The organism is Pelagimonas sp., from assembly GCF_058892305.1.
Map to the genome: position 1 here is coordinate 21,973 of NZ_JBZXVN010000025.1, position 20,923 is coordinate 42,895.

Sequence of the window (20,923 nt, forward strand, 5' to 3'; positions counted from 1 at the left end):
TTTAGGTTTCCGAGAGGCTTTTGGGCCGCAGCACCAACCAGATCAGCGCCGCACCGGCAAGAGCGAGGAAGGGGACCATGGCGACGTTCACCGCCATCCAGCCATCCTGAGCAGAGCCACCGGAGCAGTTCATCAAACCACCTGAGCTAAGCGAGGCAAAGGTCACGCCGCCAAAGACGATGAAGTCGTTCATGCCCTGCAAACGACCACGTTCCTCGGGGGTATGAGACCCGGCCAACATGGCGGTTGCGCCGATAAAGCCAAAGTTCCAACCGATCCCGAGAAGGATGAGCGCGACAAAGAAGTTTTCAAGCGCCACGCCCTGAAGGGCCACAAAGCCCGCGCCCGCCAGAATAACCAATCCGGTGGCGATGACCTTTTCGCTGCCAAAGCGGGCGATCAGGTGACCGGTAAAGAAGCTTGGCACATACATGGCCAAGACGTGGGCGGTGACCACATAGCCGGCGATAAAGGTGAACTTCTCGCGCAGGGTGCCTTCGGGCAGCAGGTTGGTGATGTAGTCGGGGATTTCGGTTTCCCCGGTCAGGCCACAGCCGACCACAGCCAAAGGCGTGGAGGTCATGACAAGGTTCATCAGGGCGTAAGACACCATGGCAGCGATGATAGCCACGGCGATGCGCGGGGTGCGCAGCATTTCCATACGCGTGCGCCCTTGGGGGGCGTCAGCGTCTGGTTTTGGGGGCTTGGGAATGTCGAGAAAGAAGAACAGCATCGCGCCAAGCGCATTGATGATCGCGACGGTCAGATAGGTGCCGAAGAACGGGATCGGGCCAAAGGCGAGCGAGGAAAAGTTCCCCAGCTGCGGCCCAATGACCGCCGCCATGAGGCCACCGGCCATAACATAGGAAATCGCCTTGGGTCGGTATTCATCCGAGGCCGTGTCCGCAGCGGCAAAGCGGTAGAAGCCTTGGGCCGACATGTAGACGCCTGTGACGAGGCTCCCCATCAGGAAGATGGCAAAGTTGCCTTGATAGAGGCCAAAGGCCGAGATCGCGGCCCCGAGTGCGCCCATAAATGCCCCGAGAAGGAAACCCGCGCGGCGACCATGGCTTTGCATGAAGTTGGAAACCGGCGTCGCGGCGAGCATTGAACCAAGCACGATCAGAGAGATCGGCAGGGTCGCAAAGCAGGGGTTGGGGGCTAGTTGCTGCCCCGCCAGACCGCCGACGGTAAAGATCATCGGCATTTGCGAGCCCAAAATGGCCTGAGCCAGAACGAGCACGGTTACATTGCGGCGGGCGCGGGAGTCATCGGCTTGGGGCGAGGAAGAATGAGTCATGCGCGAATGGGTAAGGGGCTGTGACGTATATCACAAGAGGTGAATGTATGTTTCAGCGCGATGTGATGGCTTGGCTGTGTAAGGGGGCGAACAGAGGATGGTTCAAGGCGGGCATTGGGCGCAGGTAATCGCAGTTGGCAGTTAAAAGGAATGCTACCGCATTCATAATTTACGCGTTCAGGAGAGGTGATGGTAAAATCTGGGTGAGGTGGGGAGGAGAGAATAGCGGGGCTTCAAGGTTCACCAAAACAAAGCTTGTGGGTCTGGGGGATGTTGTGTGCGGAGTGTTTCGGGGCTTGGGTTTCCGGTTTGGCGTGGGTAACTAGGGGCATGGGATCGGTTTTCATTATTGGTGGGTCGTCAGAGGCTTGGGACTTGGCGCGGGCTATGCCGGAGGCGGTTGTGTGGTTGCCTGAGGTTGAACGGGTGCCGCGCGAATGGCCGTGTCCGGTTGTGACCGGCGCGCTGCGGCCCCAAAAAGGATGTGACACCGTCATTGTTGCCCCGCATCCCTGTGACGAGCGGGCGGCGCGCCTTGGCTATCGGGCAGGGTGCCAGATTGGGGCCCGCGTTCTTCAGGTCAGACGCCCGGTTTGGTGTGCGCAACGTGGGGATCGTTGGGTTGCTTTGAGCAAAGAGGCGGACGCCGCGCAGGTTATAAAGCCGGGCGCGCGGGTTTTGACCACGCTTGGGCGCGGGGGTTTGCCGAACCTCAAAGCGCTAAACGCCTTTGTTATTGCGCGGCGTCTTCGCCCCGGCAGCGGGGCGTTTCCGTTGAAATATGGGCGGTTTATCGATGCCCGTGGGCCGTTTGAGGTGGCGCAGGAAATGCGTTTTTTGCGCAAGGAACGGATTGATTGGCTGCTTTTGCGCAACGCAGGTGGACCCGGTGGGGCTCCGAAACTTGAGGCGGCACGCCGTCTTGGGGTTCGGGTGGCCTTGGTGGCGCGTGCACCTTGGCCCAGTGGCCCATGTGTTGGAACGGTAGGGGAGGCAATGGAATGGCTGGAGCGGAAATAGGGCGTATCATCACCTCGGATGCTTGTGTAGCCGAAGGGGCGGCGTGGTTGGCACAACACGAACCGCGTTTTGCCAAGGCGCTTGAGGCGACGGGGCCTTTGCCATTGCGGTTGCGCGATGATGGGTTTGCCCAGTTGCTAAGCGCGATTGTGAGCCAACAGGTGAGTGTCGCCTCGGCGCGTGCGATCTGGTCACGGTTGGAAGCTGCGGGGATGGTGACGCCCGACGTTGTGGCCGGGCAAACCGAAGAGTCCCTGCGTGCGCTGGGCCTATCTCGGCAAAAGGCAACCTATGCCTTGGCTTTGGCCCAAGCGGAAATTGATTTTCACGCCCTGCGTGACATGCCCGATGCGGACATTGTCAAAACCTTGGTTGCCGTCAAAGGGATCGGGGTTTGGACGGCTGAGATTTATTGCATGTTCTCCCTCGGGCGGGCGGATGTCTTTGCGCCCGGTGATTTGGCCCTTCAGGAGGCGGCACGTGCCTTGTTTGAACTGCCCGAGCGCCCCAAGGAACGCGAGCTTCGCCAAATGGCACAAGACTGGAGCCCATGGAGAGCGGTTGCGGCCCGCACTCTCTTTGCCTACTACCATGTCGCAAAGGATCGAGAGGGCATCACATGACACGCGTACTCAAGGCAGGCCGCAAGGCACCGGTTTCAGGCGAGACACGGTCTTGCGTTGTTTTTCTACATGGCTATGGGGCCAATGGGGCCGACCTGTTGGGTCTTGCCGATCCGCTAGGCGAACACCTCCCCGATACGTTGTTTGTCGCCCCGGATGCGCCAGAGGATTGTGCCGGGTCACCCATGGGGTACCAGTGGTTCCCGATCCCATGGATTGATGGGTCGTCCGAAGAGGAAAGCATGGAAGGCATGGACCGCGCGGTTCAGGACTTGAACGCTTTTCTGGATGCTTTGATGGTTGATGAAGATTTGTTGCCCGAACAGGTGGCGATCTTTGGCTTTAGCCAAGGCACGATGATGGCGCTTCACGTGGCCCCGCGCCGCGAAGACCCGGTCTCGGGCGTTGTTGCCTTTTCTGGCCGCTTGCTCCAGCCCGAGCTTTTGGCCGATGAGGTGGTGAGCAAAATGCCGATCCTTTTGGTGCATGGCGATCAAGACGATGTGGTGCCGGTGCAATCGCTCCCCGAGGCGGCCGAAGGCTTGCAAAACGCCGGGTTCAAAGAGGTCTTTGCCCATATCCAAGAAGGCACCGCCCATGGCATTGCGCCGGACGGGCTGTCGGTCTCGCTGGCGTTTTTGCGGGACAAATGCGGATTCTAAGGCCGTCCCATTTATGACTGTAAAGGAACGTCGTACCGAAGGGTGCGGCGTTTCTTTTTGATCTGTTTTCGGGAACGAAGTCGGAGTATTTACCCTTTTGTTTTCGAACGGGAAACAAAAGGCAAGCGTGCTTGACGCCATGTGGCGTCGGGTGAACAGTGCGCCGAGCTTTAAATTATAGGTGGTGTTGTGACGGTCGCACTGTCGGGTCTTTTGGTCATTGGCATGTTGGCATTGATGATCGGAGATAGTGACGACAGCTCCAGCTCTGATGACACGGATGCGGGGCCGGACGATGGTGCCATTTCTCCAAGTGCAGATGCTGAGGTGGTCGAGGGCGCGTCCTCCAACGACCTTATGGACGCTTTGAATTTTGAGTGTGTTACCCTTGAGGGCAGAGACGGGGATGACACCTTGGTAAGCGGGGTCTTTGCCGATAGTGCCGATTTACGAGGCGGAGCGGGCGACGATCTGATCACAACGGCGGCCTCCAATGCCGCGCTGCGCGGAGGAGAGGGCGATGACACGCTCGAGGCCTCCGATCCATTTAATGCGCTGGGCGATCTGACACCGATCAACCTGGAGGGCGGTTCGGGGGCGGATACCTATCGTATCTTGGTGTCCCCTGATGAAACAGAAGGGAGCGAGGCCCTTCCTGCCTATTTGATTTCAGATTTTGACCTTGCCAGCGATGAACTCAGGATCGCGGCGACTGATGGCAGCGATCTTCGCTTCCTTATCGTCGATGCGCCGTCGTCAGAGGGCAGTGTTGTCAATGTATATCAGCGACTTGGGGTAACTCCCATTGCGACGATAGGTTTGGTCGGCGTGGGCGCTGCTGATATTAACGACGACGATTCAGACGAATTCCTTCGATTTGGCCAGACCGAAGGCGGTGATCTGATAATTCGCGCCACTCCGACGCTTGAGGGAACAACTGGCGCAGATCAAATTGATGTTGCGGGCGAACCATGGGTCACAACCGGCGAAGGAAATGACACGGTAGCGGTGCTTACTGACACGGCAAGCTATGTTGACCTTGGTTCTGGGGATGATGTCTTTTCAGCGAACGGCGAGGCCACGGTTCTAGCGGGTGATGGCGAAGACACAATTAATGTGGGCCCCGGTGCGGTTGTGGAAGAGAGCGACGGGGCGGACGATATTTTTCTCGACCTGTCCGATGCGGCCAACTCGACGTTGGTTTCGGAGATTGATTTCGGAGATGACACGGACAGCCTGAAGATCACCCTGCCCACATCCGGTGGGCCGGTCGTTGCCCTTACCCTTCATGAGGGGACCGGTGGGTCCAACGGATATGATGACCATTCCATGATATTGGTTCAGATCGAGGACGGGTACAGCAGAGCGATTGACGACACTCTGATGCAGGGGATTGCAGATGAAGCATTCCATGGCGATCCTGTTGAGGGTCTTCCAGCGTATCGTACCATTGCCGAGATCGATTTGGGTGCACGCTATTACGACGATTTCACATACACTTGGGGGGCCGGTTTGAACGAGGTTGTTGATATTACCTATGACGGTGTGTTGGCCGGGACGTACCTAGAGGATGTTTAGCGCCAAAGGGGCAATTGGGCCTTCTGTCACGCCACTGTCACCAAAGCCTGCAAAATTGCCGCCACCTACTCTATCTAGCGGGGGTTGTCAGAGTTTAAACGCGAGATATAGTGGTTTCAGAGGTTGGGGCGGTGTTCCCGCCCCGGTCGCTAGCGGTTAAGTGACAGGGCGAGGAAAGAGTCCCAAATGGACGGTAATTTCAGAACTGACTTTGTAAGAGAGGCCGGTGCGCTTAAGCAGCATCCGGCGCTTGTGTTAAATGCGGATTACCGACCGCTGTCTTATTACCCACTTAGCCTTTGGCCTTGGCAAGATGCGGTAAAGGCGGCGTTTTTAGACAGGGTCGACATCGTCGCCGAATATGACGAGGTCGTCCGAAGCCCCAGTATGACGCTAAAAATACCGAGCGTCGTCGTCCTTAAAGATTTTGTTCAACCTAGAAAGCGCGTGGCCTTCACGCGCTTTAATCTTTTCTTGCGGGATGAATTTCGTTGCCAGTACTGCGGCACCAAGGCGGATTTGACCTTTGACCATGTGATCCCGCGCGCGGCTGGTGGGATAACGTCTTGGGAAAACGTTGTCGCGGCCTGTTCGCCCTGCAACCTCAAAAAGGGATCGCGTAGCCTGCGTCAGACCGGCATGGCTTTGCGCAAACCACCACGTCAACCAACAGCGCCGGAATTGTTGAACATGGGGCGGCGTTTCCCGCCAAATCATCTTCACGACAGCTGGGTCGACTTTTTGTATTGGGACGCAGAATTGCAAGCGTAAGGGCCGCTCCCTTACGGCTTGCGGTTGGGGGCGCTGGGCGTTTAGGTTGCCGCTATGGCCGAGACCCCACTTTCCCATCAGATTGCCCAAACATTGGCAGAAGAGATCATCCGCTCTGATTATCAGCCCGGTGACAGGCTGGCGCAGGATCATATTGCCAAACGATTTGAGTGTTCGCATGTGCCCGTCCGCGAGGCGCTGGGCCAATTGGTTACGATGGAGCTTGCCGAGGCGGTGCCGCGCCGGGGCGTGCGGGTTGTGCGGCTTAGCCAAGACGACATCCGGGATATTCGCGATATGCGATTGGCGCTAGAGCCGTTTGCCGTGTCTTTGGCAGCCAAAAAGGTGACGCCAGAGCATTTGGCCAAGATCGAAGAATTGCGGATCGCCTGTGATCGCGCCCAAGACGCCGTGTCATGGGAGCGCGCTAATCGCGACTTTCACTTGGCGATTCTCCGTCCCTGTGGGCGCAAACGCCTGTTGAAAACCGCCGAAAATCTACAAAATCTGTCCGCGTGGCATTTCCATGTAAAATGGAGCCGGGGCTGGCGTCGCAAAAGTGACCCTGACCATTTGGCGATAGTATTGGCGCTGAAAAAAGCAGACGGAGCAACCGCTTCTGCGGTTCTCAAGCGGCATTTGTCACGCGGCTAAGGCGTAGCCCATCGCAAAAACGCTATATTTAGGTTCAAGCATGTTTGCGTAAACCTGCCCATTGGGCGGGAAAACCGCTTGCGTTCGAATTAAAAATATCAATAAAAAATCAACACGAAGCTAATCGACTTAAAAATATCTATAAAAGGAATCCCCATGCAAATCGCACTCACACGCTTTCCCTTGCTGACGCGCACGCTCCTCTTGGTGGCTGCGGTGGCGCTCTTGACGCTTTCGGCCAAAATCAAAGTGCCGTTTTACCCGGTTCCAATGACATTGCAGGTCGCAGTTGTCTTGTTGATGGGGGCGGTCGGTGGGGCCGCTTTTGGGTTTCAAGCTGTTGGGGCCTATTTGGTCGCCGGGGCCGCCGGAATGCCGGTTTTTGCGGGAACACCGGAGAAAGGCATAGGTCTGGCCTATATGACCGGACCAACCGGTGGATATTTAATCGGATTCCTGGTCGCGGCTTTCTTGGTGGGTTGGGTCGCTGATCGCTTTGGCAAAGTCGGAATGACCCTCGCGTTGCCGGCCTGTTTGATCGCGATCTATGTCTTGGGGGCCGCTTGGTTGGCGCAGTATGTACCGGCTGACAAAGTGCTCGCTTTTGGGGTGACCCCCTTTGTGTTGGGCGATGTTGTCAAGATGGTCTTGGCTGGTGTCCTTGCTTGGGCCGCGCCCCGCAAAGTGACGGCCTTTATCAAAGGGACCCACGATGTTTGACCTTGATCAGCCGTCTGTGACCCAATCGGCGGATCAAGCGGAGGCGCTGCTCAAAGCGCCTCTGCTCGACCTGTTGCACAAAGCCGCTGAGGTGCATCGCAAGCATCACGACGTGACAGACATCCAAAAAGCCAGCCTTCTAAGCATTAAAACCGGGGGCTGCCCCGAGGATTGCGCCTATTGCCCACAATCAGCGCATCACAAAGAGGTCGGCCTGCAAAAAGAGCATTTTTTGGACCCAGCCGCGGTGGTTGCGCTGGCGCAAAAGGCCAAACATGCCGGGGCAGAGCGGTTTTGCATGGGGGCGGCGTGGCGCAAGGTGCGGGACGGGGCCGAGTTTGATGCGGTGCTTGAAATGGTGCGCGGCGTTCGCGCTCTGGATATGGAGGCCTGTGTCACGCTGGGCATGTTGCAGCGTCATCAAGCCCAAGCCTTGGCCGAGGCCGGACTAAGCGCCTTTAACCACAACCTAGATACCGGGCCGGAGTTTTATGGTGAAATCATCGGCACCCGCACCTATCGTGATCGGTTGGACACGCTGGACCATGTCCGTGCCGCCGGGATTTCGATTTGTTGCGGTGGGATCATTGGCATGGGCGAAACCATCCGAGACCGGGCCGAAATGCTGGCGGTTTTGGCCAATTTCGACCCCGCCCCAGAAAGCGTTCCGATCAATGCGCTGATCCCGGTCAAGGGCACGCCCTTGGCGCATCTACCGCGCGTCCGTGCCCCCGAAATCATCCGCATGGTGGCCACCGCACGCATTCTGATGCCCAAGGCCCGCGTGCGTCTGTCGGCGGGGCGCGACGGGTTCACGATCGCAGATCAGATTTTGTGTTTCATGGCCGGGGCCAATTCGATCTTTTATGGCGACGCCTTGTTGACCGCGCCCAATAGCGCGATGTCCCTCGACAAAGAGCTATTCGAAACGCTCGCCGCGCTAGATTAAGGCAAGGCCCCATTGTGGGGCCAAGCCATTATACAACAGGCGCTTGTGGCGGGGTTTTCAAGTGGTCCCGTTTGATCCAAACCTTGGCCCCCTCGGGTCCGGCTAACGCGGTGGCACGCGCGCCATTGGGAAGCCGCAGCCAACTTTGCGGAGCAAACTCTTCGTCGCTTTCAACAAAGCTGCCGGAGAGCACCAAGACTTCCATTCCGGCATGGGCGCTTAGGTCCACCTCGGCTCCGGCGTCCCAAACTTCCATCACCACATCTTCGTGTTCATCTTGAAACAGCGGCAAGGTTTTCACCCCATCCGTGGTCGGAAGATATCGCGCCTTGTTGGTGTCGATGCGGACATGTGTGCGATCAGCAAGGTCAAACTGCCAAAGCTTCACAAAGATCGTACAGCCCGGCGCAGTGGCAGGGGTGTGGGACGATTGCGGTGGGTTGCGAATATAGCTTCCGGTTGGGAAATCGCCGTGTTCGTCCTGAAAAACGCCGTCCAGAACCAAGAATTCCTCGCCACCGGTGTGGACATGCGGAGAGAACGCGCTCCCCGGGGCAAATCGCACGATGGTCGTGGCCCGCGCGACCTCATCGCCGATCCTATCCAACATGCGCCGCTCAACCCCCGCCATCGGCGACGCAACCCAAGGTGTGTCGGCATGAACCGAAACCCGTTCGTCAAAGTTTACATTCACATTCATAGGTTTACCCCAATGCGGCCACGGATGGGCGGTGTGCCATCCGGTCTTTCCATGCCAACAGGTTAGCACAGTCTTGCGGCACGTCGATCTTGGCAAAACCGGCAAAGGCCAAACCGGCATAGGTGGTGATGTCAGCAACGCTAAATGTCTTGCCCGCGACCCAAGGCTGTTGCGCAAGTACGCCGTCCAAATATTGCATCCCCTTGAGGGCCGCGTCCTTTTGATGGCTGCCCCATTCGGCGCATTGATACCCTTCGATCTCGGCCCCAAGCCCCGGTGTGGCATGGTGAAAATAGGTCGCAACGGCGTCCAAAAGCCCGGCCTCGGCGCGCCGCTGCATCATGGCAATCTGCGCGCGCTCTTTGGCGGTTGTGCCGGTCAGGGTCGGAGCGCTGTCCAAATGGTCAAGGTATTCGGTGATGGCGGAACATTCGGAAATGCAGGTCCCATCCTCAAGTTCCAACACAGGCACCGCAGCAAAGGGGTTTTTGGCCCGAAAGGCATCTGTCTGATGTTCGCCTTCGGGGACGTTGACCTGAATAAACTCGGCTCGATCCAAAAGCCCCTTTTCGGCCAAAGCAATGCGAATGCGGGCGGGGTTGGGAAACCCCTGTGTTTCGTAAATCTTCATGTTGGCTCCGTGTGTCTATCTAGTGATAGATAGAATGCTTAGCGTTGCGTTCATCACCGGTCAAGCCTATCTAGTGATAGGTCGCAAAAACGTGAGAACATGATGGACACCAAAGAGCAAATCCTAGACCACGCGGAGCGCGCCATGCGGTTGCGCGGCTACCACGCCGTTAGCTTTCGGGATTTGGCGGACGAGCTGGGAATCAAATCGGCAAGCATCCATTACCATTTTCGCCACAAGCATGATTTGGGTGCCGCGGTGGTCGAGCGCTATAGCGATAAGGTGGCCGAGGCTTTGGGACCGCAAAGCGCGTTGGATCGGCCCAAGGCCGTTGCCAAATTCTGTGATGTCTATGTGATCGCGCTGAAAGGGCAGGGGCTGCAATGCCTGTGTAGTATGTTGTCAGCGGAAAGCCGAGGTTTGCCCGAAGGCGTTGCCACCCCAGTCGCCGGTTTCTTTCAGTCCAATCTCAGCTGGCTACAAGCGTCTGGTTTGTCAGAACAACAAGCGCTGCAAATTCAAGCCACGCTCCAAGGCGCGATGAGCATGGCTGTTGCCCTCGACCAAACGGATATCCTTGAAAGTTTGGTCCAGGAGATCAAAACAACCTACGCCTAACGCCGTTGGTTTCTTCTTTTGTCAAATATCCCGGAGTGAATTGCCGCGCGGGGCAAGAGGGGCTGGCCCCTCATGCCTTCTCCAAATTCGCCCAACCTAACGGTGGAGCGCCAAAAAGTTTTTCAAAACTTTTTTACGCCGGTTTGGGGAGCTTGAATTCACTCGCTTCGGCCCGGCTCAGCTGTTCGCCCTGTTTGCGTTTTAACAACATGTCGCGGGCCTTGGCGTATTGGTCGTCCTGCCAAAAGATCAAACAGCCGTTGCACCCCTTGCCACAACACCCTTCAACCCCAACGCGGTTGGTTTTGAAGCGTCGATCCGTGGCGCCTTCGCCAATTTCCTCGACCAAGGTGTCGCGGCGTTTTTCATAAGCGGCGTCGTTGCGTTTGCCCTTCATTTCAAGCCCTTGGGTAAGCTTGTCAAAGCGAATGCGGGCCCATTGTTCTTCGGTCAAAGGGCGCTCTTTGCGCATCACCGAATAGACCGGGAACCGCGCCTTGAGATCGTCAAGATTCTCGTGATCAAATAGCGCAAAGGGGATGCGGATCACAGTTTTTGATCCACCGTGAACGACCTCAAGTTTCTTGCCGTCTTTGGCTTGTTCAAAATCATACATTCGCAACAATACCGTTTCGCGCGCGATGGGGGATACGAATTCCAAAACCTCACCAGCGTCGAGTTTGTTTTTAATCTCAACCAGAAACGCATCTTCGGTGACATCGGTTACAACCCCGGCATATTCCCATTGGGCAATGGCGGCGGTGTGTTCGTAATCGTGGGAATAGTTGGTCAAACGCCCCTCATGAAAGGCCAACGTATAGCCGCGATTCCCAACCGATTCCAATTCGCGCATATAGGGTTTGGGGTCCCAATTCTCGGGATCGGCATAGTAGTCATCAATGGCCATGCGATAGGCGCGGGCGACGACGGCGGCGTAATATTCGGATTTTCCACGCCCTTCGACCTTGAGACTATCCACACCGATTTTCAGGTATTCATCGAGTTTAGGCATGATGCAAAGATCACGCGAATTTAGGATGTATGAGCCGCGATCATCCTCTTCGATCGGCATCAAATCACCGGGCCGACAGCCCTCTTCGAGCAGGAATTCAAACAGGTCGGCATTGTCTTCGGTGATCTTGATCTCTTCGCGCGTACCGTCCTTGAGACGCAGTTTCAGGCTATAGTTCCACCGACAGGAATTGGCGCAATTGCCTTGGTTCGATCCGCGCTCGGCCATGAAGTTCGACAGCAGGCAGCGACCCGAATAGGTCATGCACATCGCCCCATGGACAAAGGCTTCGAGCTTGATATCCGGACATTTTTCGCGAATTTCCACCAGCTCTAGATAAGAAACTTCGCGTGCCAAAACCACAAGTTCCGCGCCCTGAGCTTTCCAGAAATCCACCGATAGCCAAGAACAGATATTGGCCTGGGTCGAGATATGCAGCGGCAATTCCGGTGCGCGGGTTTTGACATATTGGAACACACCGGGATCGGCGATGATCAAACCGTCAGGTTTCACTTTGCGCACGGTGTCGATGTATTCATCGAGCTTTGGAATGTCTTTGTTATGACTGAACAGGTTGAGCGTCAGATAGGCGCGGCGACCATGGTCATGGCAGAACTGAACCCCCTCGATGACCTCTTCGAGGCTAAACTCGGACTTGGTGCGCAGGGACATATCTGGCGTGCCAAGGTAAACGGCATCCGCCCCGTATAGAATGGCCATCTTGAGTTTGCGTAAATTGCCTGCCGGCATGAGCAATTCGGAACGATGCGGCGTAAGATCATGGGTCATTGAGAGGTACCACAGGGCTAGAGAAGGCCGTTGTCTACGCGGATTCCACTCGAATGTGAACATTGGAGCCTTGCGGCAATTGGTGCGAACACAAGAAATATTTCCCAAAATGCCATGGTTTGGGTTACCCTAGGTAAAGACGTAGCAGGGGGATGACATGGCCAAGCCAATAACATCAATCACCATCGTCGGAGGCGGCACTGCGGGCTGGCTGGCAGCGGTGTTTTTACGCTCAAAGATCGCCAAAAAGATCAAGGTCACCCTGATCGAAAGCCCCAACGTACCTACGGTCGGGGTTGGGGAGGCAACCGTACCCAACATGCCGTCTACGTTGCGTGAATTGGGCATAGATGATCGCGACTTTTTCAAACGCTGCAATGCGTCGATCAAAATGGGCGTGATGTTTCGGAACTGGAACGTCGATCATCGCGGCGCATTTGTGAGCTATATGAACCCCTTTACAACCCCTCCTACGATTGACGGTATGGAAGCGGGGTACTTCTTTCATGCCTATTCCGCAGGCAAGCGCGATTTTATCCAGAGCTTTTCACCATTGATGGACCTTTATGAAGCTGGAAAATGTCCGCTGTCCTTTGGAGGCAAAGATGATCCCATGCCGCGAGTCGGATATGCCTATCATCTCGACGCGGGTAAATTTGCCGGGATGTTAGCCGAAATTGGGACGGAACGCGGCGTGCATCATATATTGGATGATGTTCAGGATGTTGTGTTGGATGAACGGGGGCACGTTGCGTCCTTGGACTTGGTCGAACGCGGCCGTCATGCGGTTGAGTTTGTGATTGATTGCACGGGATTTCAGGGGTTGATTTCGCAAAAGGCCCTGGGTGAACCATTTGAAAACTATAGTGACTACTTGGCGAATGACCGGGCGCTTGCCTTGCAAATTCCGCACTCAGACCCGATGCGATTGCCAGCAGCAACAAGTTCAACAGCTCTTGGTGCAGGCTGGAGTTGGTCTGTTCCGTTGTTCAACAGGGTTGGCACCGGCTATGTGTTTTCCAGTGCCCATCGGAGCGACGACGCCGCACGGGACGAGTTTTTGCAACACCTCGGGGCGACCGCTCCGAAGGGGGCCGAACCTCGGGTGATACCAATGCGCGTGGGGCGCACACGCCGTGCGTGGGTTAAAAACTGCGTGTCGCTTGGGCTCTCGGGTGGGTTTATTGAACCATTGGAAAGCACCGCGATACATATGATTGATATGGGCTTGCGTTGGCTATTGCTATATTTTCCGTCGCAGGATTTTGATGATGCAACCCGTGATCGGTATAATAAAACGGTTGGGTCAATGTATGACGAAGTGCGTGATTTCATCTGTTTGCACTATCGTTTGGGAAACCGGACGGACGACCCATATTGGATGGATGCGCGAACCGAGCTAAAGATTTCCGATCACTTAGCTGAAAACCTAGAGCTCTGGAAACATCGCCTTCCTAGCCCATTGGATTTGCCAACTCAGTTTTTGTTCACGCATCACACCTATCAGGCAGTGTTACTTGGCAAACAAGTCTATCGGAATGGTTACGGTGATGGGGGGTTTAGCCGGCCCTTTGCCATGAGCGAGAAAAGCTGGAGAGAGTTTCTTCGCAAGTCGGCGGCACATACACGGGCCACCGTCGCTTACAAAGCTGACCATCGTCAAATGCTTTTGGCGTTGCGCGGAGAGTTAGGACGCGGCGGGAAAGTGGCAACCAAACTTGGAAACCTGGAAGGCAGGGATCCAAACGCGCATGAGGTCGCAATGCTTTGAGCGGGGCGATACGTGATCGAAAGCTTTTCCGGTTCTAAGGGGCAGGACCCATTATTTGGTATCGCTCAGCCTGATAAAGTTCGTGTGATCAGAGGTTTGAATTGAGTAGCCAAGGCCTGTTGCTTTGGCCAGAAAGTCGAGCCGCTGAGAGAATGGCAGTTTCCGTGCCCTTTGGGTTTCCCAGTTTTTGTGCCAATCAGCGTTCTATGCCCTTGAAATGGAAAAGCTATTTTCGCGGGCGTAATCTTGGGCTGAAACAAGAATTGGACAATTGAGCGATGTCAAATACTGGGTCCTGGCCCAAGGCTCGTTCTTAGGCTCGGTCTCGGGCTGCATTTCTCAGATAGGCTTTTGACAAGAAAACGGGCACCACGATTGCTCGGGTGCCCGTTGAATTTTGGGGATGCTCTAAGCGAGGCTTAGCCTTCGCTTGGGGCCTCGGCTTTGGCTGCTGCTGCGCGGGCTTTGCCGCCGTTGAGCGGATCGTCCTGACGCTGAACCGAGCCTTCGAAATGGGCACCGGATTCGATTGCGATGGTCTTGTGGATGATATCCCCTTCGACGCGCGCGGTTGCGGTCAGGCGGACCTTGAGACCACGAACACGGCCAACAATACGGCCGTTGATGACCACATCATCGGCAATCACTTCACCTTTGATTGTGGCGCTTTCGCCAATGGTCAGCAGGTGGGCGCGAATATCGCCCTCCACGGTGCCTTCGACTTGAATATCACCGGTTGTCTTGATGTTGCCGGTGATGTGTAGGTCAGGGCTCAGCACCGATGCCGGTGGCTTGGCCTTGGGGGCAGAGGGTTTGAAATCGCCTGCCGGTGGGCGCAGTGCATCCGGTGTGGCGGGCTTGGCCGCGGCGGGTGCATCTTCGGGTTTTTGGCCCGGTTCGTTGATTTTGCTTTTAGAAAACATCGTTTGCAGCCTTGATATAGATCATCGGGTTGACGGGTTTGCCGCCGACGCGGACTTCGTAGTGCAAATGGGTCCCGGTCGACCGTCCAGTATTCCCCATATCACCAACACGCTGCCCACGCGAGACCCTTTGGCCAACCTTCACACGAATTTTTGACATATGTGCGTAACGGGTTTCGATGCCGAACTCGTGCTGGATCTTGACCAGACGGCCATAACCCGACGACCAACCGGCATGAATGACGACACCATCAGCGGTTGAATAGATCGGCGTGCCATGGGGCGCGGCAAAGTCGGTTCCGGCGTGCAAGCGACCCCAGCGATAGCCAAAGCCCGAGGTAAAGCGGAACTTATCCTTGAGTGGGCTGGCAAAGGGGGCCTTTTCGGCGGCGATACGGTAGAGGTTCAGACGGTCCATCTGACCCAGAATAGAATTGGCACGGTTGGTGTCTTCGGTCGGCTCAGAGCCACGGGTGGTAAAGCTCAGCGGAGTGAGCGGGCCACCTTGACCGGAATAACCTTTGCGGACTTGGTTCAGGATGCTGTCGGGGTTCATGCCGGCGGCTTTGAACATTTTGTCGAGCGGTTTGACCGAAACGGTCATTGCCTCTTCGAGTTGACGGAAGATTCGGTCGTTCTTGTCTTCCATCGACTCGATCTCTGCCTGCATCTCTGCGGCGCGGATCAAGGCGTCTTGGGCGTCGGCAACAACCTGATCGCGTTCAGCGGCGGTTGCGGCCAGCGCATCGGAGAGGATGTTAAGCGTGCCATCAGACCCACCAGAGGCCGAGGCAACAGCTTCGCCGCCTTCGATTTGTTCCTCAAGCGAGGCAAGGCGATCGCTCACCAGCTCGCGTTCTTTCATGGTGTTGCGCAGAGTTTCCTGAATCACGTCGATCCCGGTTTCCAACTCGCGGCGACGGGTTTCGCTATTAAGCAGTTCGGACTGCATCACCGAGATCTGGCGCAGCGCGGCATTAAACCGGTTCTGAGCGGCAACGGCCTCGGAGGCGCGCGTATCGCGTTCCGAAGACAGAGCGTTCAGACGCTGTTGATAGGTGACCTGTTCGCGACGTGCTTGTTCGCGGAAATTGCCGGACCCGATTGAATCCATCAGCAAGATCGCTGTGGCGATGATCGTCCAAGACACAACACCAGCCGCGCCAAGAAACGCAACCGCCTGTGTGCCGGATTTCAACCGGATAAAGCGTGTATCATTATCCGAGCGCAGGAATAACCGGCGCTCTGGAAAGAAGCGCTCAAGAAGCGCATGTGTCTTTATTGCCAGACGTGTTCTCACGCGACTGTCCTTATGTCACCCGTCCCAAGGTGGCTCACGGTTGTCCCCCTCCGTCGCCACCGCAAAAGCCTTAGCGGGGCGTTACGCATTCCGCAAGAATTTTAGGCGAGTGATTCGGAGACATGAGCGACCTGTGGCCGAAATGGCAAAAAACCGCCGATTCAACGGGTTCGTGGCGGCTGTTGATCCGCAAGCGGCCAATAGAAATCCGGTGGGATGCCCGCATCGGCGCGCTTTTCTTCGTTAAACGGAGGTTTCAAGGCCCCGTGGAAATATTTCCGAACAAGAGCGTGAAAGGTGTCTTTCGGGTCATGGTTGTGACGGCCACAGAGAAAGTGGAACCATTTGCTGCCATAGGCAACATGGCCAACCTCTTCACCGTAAATAATCTCAAGGGATTTCACCGCATTATCGGCTTTGGCGCGGCGGAAAATCTCGATCATGCCGGGGGTGACATCAAGGCCACGGGCCTCGAGCACCATGGGGACCACAGCCAAGCGGCCCATGAAATCGTCTTTGGTGTCTTCGGCGACGCGCCACATGCCCGCGTGTGCAGGCAAGGCACCATAAAAGCTATCCAGCTCTTTAAGACAATCGCAGATCAGATTGAAATGCTTGGATTCTTCGTCGGCGGATTTGACCCAATCGTCATAAAATCCAAGCGGCATGTCGATGTCGGCAAAGCGCGGAATAATGTCCCAGTGCAAATCAACCGCGTTCAACTCAATATGCGCAACCGCGTGCAATAAGGCGATGCGGCCCTGTGGGCTTCCGGGTTTGCGTTTGGGGACGTCTCTTGGGTCCAAAAGCTCGGGCTTGGCCGGGCGGGACGGGCGCAGCGGGGGATCGGCCCGGCCAACGGCCAAAGGCGTTCCGGCCTCGCGCGCCGCAAACCATTGTGCCGCATAGTCGCGGGATTTCTCGGTTTTTTCAAAACCATCGGCGGTGGTCAATACGTCCACCGCCATCTCGGAAAGGGTCATTTTAGCCATTTATGCGGTCTGCCACGGCGCAGGCCATTTGCCAAGTGGCCGCGCCTTTAACAGGTTACGCACTGGTCAGGTCTTTGACAGCCTGCAAAACCTCTGCGGCGTGCTCTTTGACTTTGACCTTTCGCCATTCCCGCACGATCTGGCCATCGCCATTGATAAGAAACGTGGCGCGTTGAATACCCATAAACACCTTGCCGTACATTTTCTTTTCGACCCAAACGCCAAAATCCTCACAGGCTGTATTGTGCTCATCTGACAAAAGCGGCGCGGCCAGCGCCTTTTTGCTGATAAATTTGCCGTGGCTTTCCATGCTATCCTTTGAGACGCCAAAAACCGAGCAATTCAATGCCTGAAACTCTGGATAGAGCGCTGTAAAATCAAGATTTTCTGTTGTGCATCCCGGCGTGTTGTCACGCGGATAAAAGAACAAAACAGCCGGGTTTCCGCGCAGATCAGCCAATGACACCGTCTCCCCGGTGCTTGATGGCAGCGAAAATTCCGGGGCGGGCGTCAAAACTGTGTCAGACATACGTGTCTCCTGATGGTGAATGCTTTATGCTGGCTCTGGAAGCAGGTTCCTAACAAGAATAGTCCTATAGGACCGGGCAGCAAGTGGGTATGAATTGAGCGATACCGAAGATCAAAAACCGCCGCGCAGCCGTCGCCGTAAAAGCGGGTTGATTGCGATGCTGGCGCTGTTCGTCGTGTTGATTGCGGTCGGTGTTGGGGCGGTTTTGATGGTGGGCCGCCCGGTTGATGCGCCGCCGTGGTTGCGCGACAAGATCGAAGAGCGCATCGCCCAAACGGTGCCCGGCATTGATATAGATTTTGGCAAAATGAGTTTGCTCGTTCAGCGCAGTGGCTTGGCGCGGGTGATCCTTTGGGATGTGTCGATCCAGAACAAACAGGGCGGTCAGATCGCGGCGCTTTCTGATATCGAAGCTGGCTTGTCACCCGCCGCCTTGTTGCGCGGCCAGCTGGTGTTGAAAGAGGCACAGGTGTCCGGTGCTTTTGTGACCTTGCAGCGCGACGAACAAGGGCGGCTTGGTTTGGCGCTTGGCGATGCTTTTGCCGAAAACACCGATATGCCCGATGTGACCGAGATTTTGCACCAGATTGATCAGGCGATGTTGGATCCGCGTTTGGTTGAGCTCAACCTGTTTGAGGCTGACGCCCTGACGCTTCGCTTTGAAGACAAGCGGGCCCGCAAGGGTTGGACGGCGGATGGCGGGCGTGTTCGTTTGCTGCGCAAAGACGGTGAATTGCAACTTTCGGGAGACGTTGCTCTTTTGGGGGGCGGGGACGGTGTGGCGACCATTTCGCTTAACGCAGATAGCGAGATTGGCGATACAGCGTTGAATTTCGGCCTGTCCTTTGACGACCTTGGGGCGCGCGACATCGCCACGCAAAGCCCGGCTTTGGCATGGCTAGAGGAACTGGATGCCCCGATTTCAGGCGCTCTACGATCAAGAATGCGTCAAGACGGGTCTTTGGGGGTGCTGAACGCCACGCTACAGATCGGCAAAGGGGTTTTACAGCCAAACCGGGCAACCAAGGCGGTGCCGTTTGACGGTGCGCGGACGTATTTTACCTATAATCCGGAAACTGCACTTTTGTCGTTTGACGAAATTTCAGTGTCGTCATCGCTTGGACATATCGCGGCCGAGGGCACGGCCCAGCTGCAGGGGTTGGACCTTGGCTGGCCCAAAGCGTTGATTGGCCAGTTCCGCCTGTCCGATATCAAGCTTGCCAAGGGGGCCTTGTTTGAGCGGGCGCTGGATGTGTCGGGCGCTGAAATGGCGTTCAAAATGCGGTTGAACCCGTTTCAGGTGTCATTGGGAAATATACGGGTTACCGACCCGGATTTTCCGCTACAAGCGCGGGGGGAGTTGGTTGCCCGGAGCAATGGCTGGGCCATCTCTCTGGATGCAACCGCCGAAGAAACCCAACCGGATCAGGTACTGTCCTTTTGGCCGGCTAGTTTTAAACCGAAACCGCGCAAGTGGGTTGCGGATAATGTTCAGGCCGGGGTGCTAAGCGACGCAACCTTTGCGCTTCGGGCTGAACCGGGCGAAAAGCCGAAAACCTATTTGGATTTTCGTTTTGCGCAGGGCGTTGTGACCGTCAACCGGGCGTTGCCACCGGTCACAAAGGGAGCAGGGCGGATGTCGATGTATGGCAATCGCCTGAGCCTGCGCTTGGACGCCGGACAAATGACGCCAAAACAAGGCGGTGTTATCGACCTGACCGGTTCGGAATTTGTCATTCCCGATATGAAACAGAAACCTGCGATGGGGCAGCTTAAACTCGCGGGGCAGAGCAGTGTTGAGGCCGGGTTGTCCCTGCTTGACAATGAGCGTTGGCAGGTCATGCGCAAGATCAAACGTCCTGTGGATTTGGCGTCTGGACAGGTGGCGTTTCGCGGCTCAGTTGAGTTGCCGCTGGTCAAGGGCACCAAGCTTGCCGATGTTAATATGGTGATAGATGGGCGCCTGCGGGATGTGCGCACGGCCAAACTTGTGCCCGGTCACACGCTGACGGCTGACAGTTTGGACCTGTCTGTCACCAACGATCAAGTGTCGTTAAAGGGGGCTGTGTCGCTCTCTGGCGTACCCGCCACCGGCCGCTGGCAACAGTCGCTCAGGGGCGGGCCGGGGCAGGTGGTTGCCGATGTCACGATTTCCCCCAAGACAATGGGTATTCTTGGTGTGGCCTTGCCAAATGGCATGGTCAGCGGCTCGGGAAGCGGGCAGTTCTCGCTTGCTTTGGTAAAGGGAAAGCTGCCGGAGTTTTCGCTGTCCTCAAACCTTAAAGGGATCGGTTTAGCCATCCCTCCGCTTGGCTGGCGTTTGTCACAAAATGACACGGGGCGCTTTGACCTTTCGGGAACTTTGGCCAAACCCATGACAATCGACCGTTTGGCCTTGAAAGCGGGCGGACTGGATGCTGCGGGCAGTATTGTTTTGACCCCGGCAGGGGGCTTTCGACAAATGTCCCTGGCCTCGCTTCGCATTGGGTCGTGGCTTGACGTGGCTGGGATCTTGAAGTCGCGCGGGCCGGGCAAGGTACCGGCGATCGAAGTCACGTCAGGCTCTGTCGATTTGCGACAGGCGACCTTTGGCACCGGTGGCGGTGGTGGTCAGGGCGGGGCGGTGACTGAGGGGGGGCCGATGGCAATCACATTGGAAAGATTGCGCGTCACAGACACGATCACAATGCAGAATTTCCGCGGAAATTTTGATATGTCCCGAGGGCTTGAAGGCAGGTTTGATGCTAGTCTTGGCAAGCGTGCTGACATTCAAGGCCGGGTCATTCCGCAAAACGGGCGGAGCGCATTTCGGATCACCGGTGAGGATGCCGGAGATATCCTGCGTGACACGGGCTATCTCAAAACCGTGTCCGATGGCACGTTTCGACTTGACCTAGCCCCGGTCAAAGGCACCACCGGAAGTTATGACGGCAAGCTCAACATCGAAGGCACGCGGCTGCGCGATGCCCCGGCCATTGGGGCGTTGCTTGATGCGATCAGCATTGTCGGTCTTCTGGATCAGCTCAACGGGCCGGGGATTTTCTTTTCGAATGTCGAAGCCGATTTCCGTCTGACCCCTGACAATGTTGTGTTGAAACAAGCCAGCGCGGTTGGCCCGTCAATGGGGATTTCGATGGATGGGTTTTACGATCTTGGAACCAGCCGCATGGATATGCAGGGCGTGTTGTCTCCGATCTACTTCGTCAACGGGATTGGCCGATTGATCGCGCGCAAGGGCGAAGGGTTGATTGGCTTCAACTTCAATCTGAACGGATCGGTTGACAATCCGCGTGTGGCGGTTAATCCGCTCTCGGTCTTAACGCCCGGTATGTTCCGGGATATCTTTCGCCGCCCACCGCCCAAGGTGTCGCAATAATATCA

The 20,923-nt window shown here is 56.3% G+C and carries 19 protein-coding genes; 11 read left to right on the plus strand and 8 right to left on the minus strand.

Going from position 1 to position 20,923, the window contains the following annotated elements; all coding sequences use genetic code 11:
- Position 1: 1 nt before the first annotated feature.
- A complete protein-coding gene (locus AC5EFR_RS10845) occupies positions 2–1,300 on the minus strand; it encodes an MFS transporter (protein ID WP_299924968.1) in 1,299 nt (432 codons plus the stop codon).
- A 330-nt stretch (positions 1,301–1,630) separates the two neighbouring features.
- On the opposite strand from AC5EFR_RS10845, the gene AC5EFR_RS10850 reads away from it, so the two are divergent.
- The 8 genes from AC5EFR_RS10850 (at position 1,631) to bioB (ending at position 8,277) form a co-directional block, all read left to right on the plus strand.
- Positions 1,631–2,320 (plus strand): precorrin-6A/cobalt-precorrin-6A reductase, encoded by a 690-nt coding sequence (locus AC5EFR_RS10850; RefSeq protein ID WP_493575841.1) that lies wholly within the window; start codon positions 1,631–1,633, stop codon positions 2,318–2,320.
- Positions 2,302–2,943, plus strand: a complete 642-nt coding sequence (locus AC5EFR_RS10855) for a DNA-3-methyladenine glycosylase family protein (protein WP_493575842.1) — start codon at positions 2,302–2,304, stop codon at positions 2,941–2,943. Before AC5EFR_RS10850 ends, AC5EFR_RS10855 begins: the two co-directional genes overlap by 19 nt.
- A complete protein-coding gene (locus AC5EFR_RS10860; protein ID WP_493575843.1) occupies positions 2,940–3,605 on the plus strand; it encodes an alpha/beta hydrolase in 666 nt (221 codons plus the stop codon). The genes AC5EFR_RS10855 and AC5EFR_RS10860 overlap by 4 nt, the downstream gene beginning before the upstream one ends.
- A gap of 189 nt (positions 3,606–3,794) precedes the next feature.
- Positions 3,795–5,183 (plus strand): hypothetical protein, encoded by a 1,389-nt coding sequence (locus AC5EFR_RS10865; protein WP_493575844.1) that lies wholly within the window; start codon positions 3,795–3,797, stop codon positions 5,181–5,183.
- A gap of 186 nt (positions 5,184–5,369) precedes the next feature.
- The gene (locus AC5EFR_RS10870; protein ID WP_299924954.1) at positions 5,370–5,954 is read left to right on the plus strand and encodes an HNH endonuclease; all 585 of its coding nucleotides are present in this window, start codon (positions 5,370–5,372) and stop codon (positions 5,952–5,954) included.
- Positions 5,955–6,008: 54 nt separating this feature from the next.
- Positions 6,009–6,608, plus strand: coding sequence for a GntR family transcriptional regulator (locus AC5EFR_RS10875; protein ID WP_299924951.1), 600 nt, complete (start codon positions 6,009–6,011; stop codon positions 6,606–6,608).
- Between the two features lie 156 nt (positions 6,609–6,764).
- Positions 6,765–7,328, plus strand: coding sequence for a biotin transporter BioY (locus AC5EFR_RS10880; RefSeq protein ID WP_493575845.1), 564 nt, complete (start codon positions 6,765–6,767; stop codon positions 7,326–7,328).
- Complete coding sequence (bioB, locus tag AC5EFR_RS10885; RefSeq protein ID WP_493575846.1) at positions 7,321–8,277, plus strand: biotin synthase BioB; 957 nt, start codon at positions 7,321–7,323, stop codon at positions 8,275–8,277. The genes AC5EFR_RS10880 and bioB overlap by 8 nt, the downstream gene beginning before the upstream one ends.
- Before the next feature lie 28 nt (positions 8,278–8,305).
- Here the strand turns inward: bioB and AC5EFR_RS10890 are convergent, their stop codons facing one another.
- Both AC5EFR_RS10890 and AC5EFR_RS10895 read right to left on the minus strand, forming a co-directional pair.
- Positions 8,306–8,977, minus strand: coding sequence for a cupin domain-containing protein (locus tag AC5EFR_RS10890; RefSeq protein ID WP_493575847.1), 672 nt, complete (start codon positions 8,975–8,977; stop codon positions 8,306–8,308).
- A gap of 4 nt (positions 8,978–8,981) precedes the next feature.
- Positions 8,982–9,608 (minus strand): glutathione S-transferase family protein, encoded by a 627-nt coding sequence (locus tag AC5EFR_RS10895; protein WP_493575848.1) that lies wholly within the window; start codon positions 9,606–9,608, stop codon positions 8,982–8,984.
- A gap of 99 nt (positions 9,609–9,707) precedes the next feature.
- Here AC5EFR_RS10895 and AC5EFR_RS10900 point away from each other — a divergent pair, with 99 nt between their 5' ends.
- Positions 9,708–10,226, plus strand: coding sequence for a TetR/AcrR family transcriptional regulator (locus tag AC5EFR_RS10900; RefSeq protein ID WP_493575849.1), 519 nt, complete (start codon positions 9,708–9,710; stop codon positions 10,224–10,226).
- A 133-nt stretch (positions 10,227–10,359) separates the two neighbouring features.
- On the opposite strand, the gene AC5EFR_RS10905 is transcribed toward AC5EFR_RS10900, so the two are convergent.
- A complete protein-coding gene (locus AC5EFR_RS10905) occupies positions 10,360–12,027 on the minus strand; it encodes a U32 family peptidase C-terminal domain-containing protein (protein ID WP_493575850.1) in 1,668 nt (555 codons plus the stop codon).
- A gap of 157 nt (positions 12,028–12,184) precedes the next feature.
- Between AC5EFR_RS10905 and AC5EFR_RS10910 the strand changes: the two genes are divergently transcribed.
- On the plus strand, positions 12,185–13,798 hold the full coding sequence (locus AC5EFR_RS10910) for a tryptophan halogenase family protein (protein ID WP_493575851.1): 1,614 nt from the start codon (positions 12,185–12,187) through the stop codon (positions 13,796–13,798).
- 419 nt (positions 13,799–14,217) lie between these two features.
- Here the strand turns inward: AC5EFR_RS10910 and AC5EFR_RS10915 are convergent, their stop codons facing one another.
- The 4 genes from AC5EFR_RS10915 to AC5EFR_RS10930 all read right to left on the minus strand — a co-directional run bounded on the left by AC5EFR_RS10915 (position 14,218) and on the right by AC5EFR_RS10930 (position 17,542).
- A complete protein-coding gene (locus AC5EFR_RS10915) occupies positions 14,218–14,721 on the minus strand; it encodes a bactofilin family protein (protein WP_493575852.1) in 504 nt (167 codons plus the stop codon).
- On the minus strand, positions 14,711–16,021 hold the full coding sequence (locus tag AC5EFR_RS10920; RefSeq protein ID WP_493575853.1) for a DUF5930 domain-containing protein: 1,311 nt from the start codon (positions 16,019–16,021) through the stop codon (positions 14,711–14,713). Before AC5EFR_RS10920 ends, AC5EFR_RS10915 begins: the two co-directional genes overlap by 11 nt.
- A 161-nt stretch (positions 16,022–16,182) precedes the next feature.
- Positions 16,183–17,013 (minus strand): ferritin-like domain-containing protein, encoded by an 831-nt coding sequence (locus tag AC5EFR_RS10925; RefSeq protein ID WP_493575854.1) that lies wholly within the window; start codon positions 17,011–17,013, stop codon positions 16,183–16,185.
- Between the two features lie 55 nt (positions 17,014–17,068).
- Positions 17,069–17,542, minus strand: a complete 474-nt coding sequence (locus AC5EFR_RS10930) for a peroxiredoxin (RefSeq protein WP_493575855.1) — start codon at positions 17,540–17,542, stop codon at positions 17,069–17,071.
- A gap of 94 nt (positions 17,543–17,636) precedes the next feature.
- On the opposite strand from AC5EFR_RS10930, the gene AC5EFR_RS10935 reads away from it, so the two are divergent.
- A complete protein-coding gene (locus tag AC5EFR_RS10935; RefSeq protein WP_493575856.1) occupies positions 17,637–20,918 on the plus strand; it encodes a YhdP family protein in 3,282 nt (1,093 codons plus the stop codon).
- Positions 20,919–20,923 lie beyond the last annotated feature (5 nt).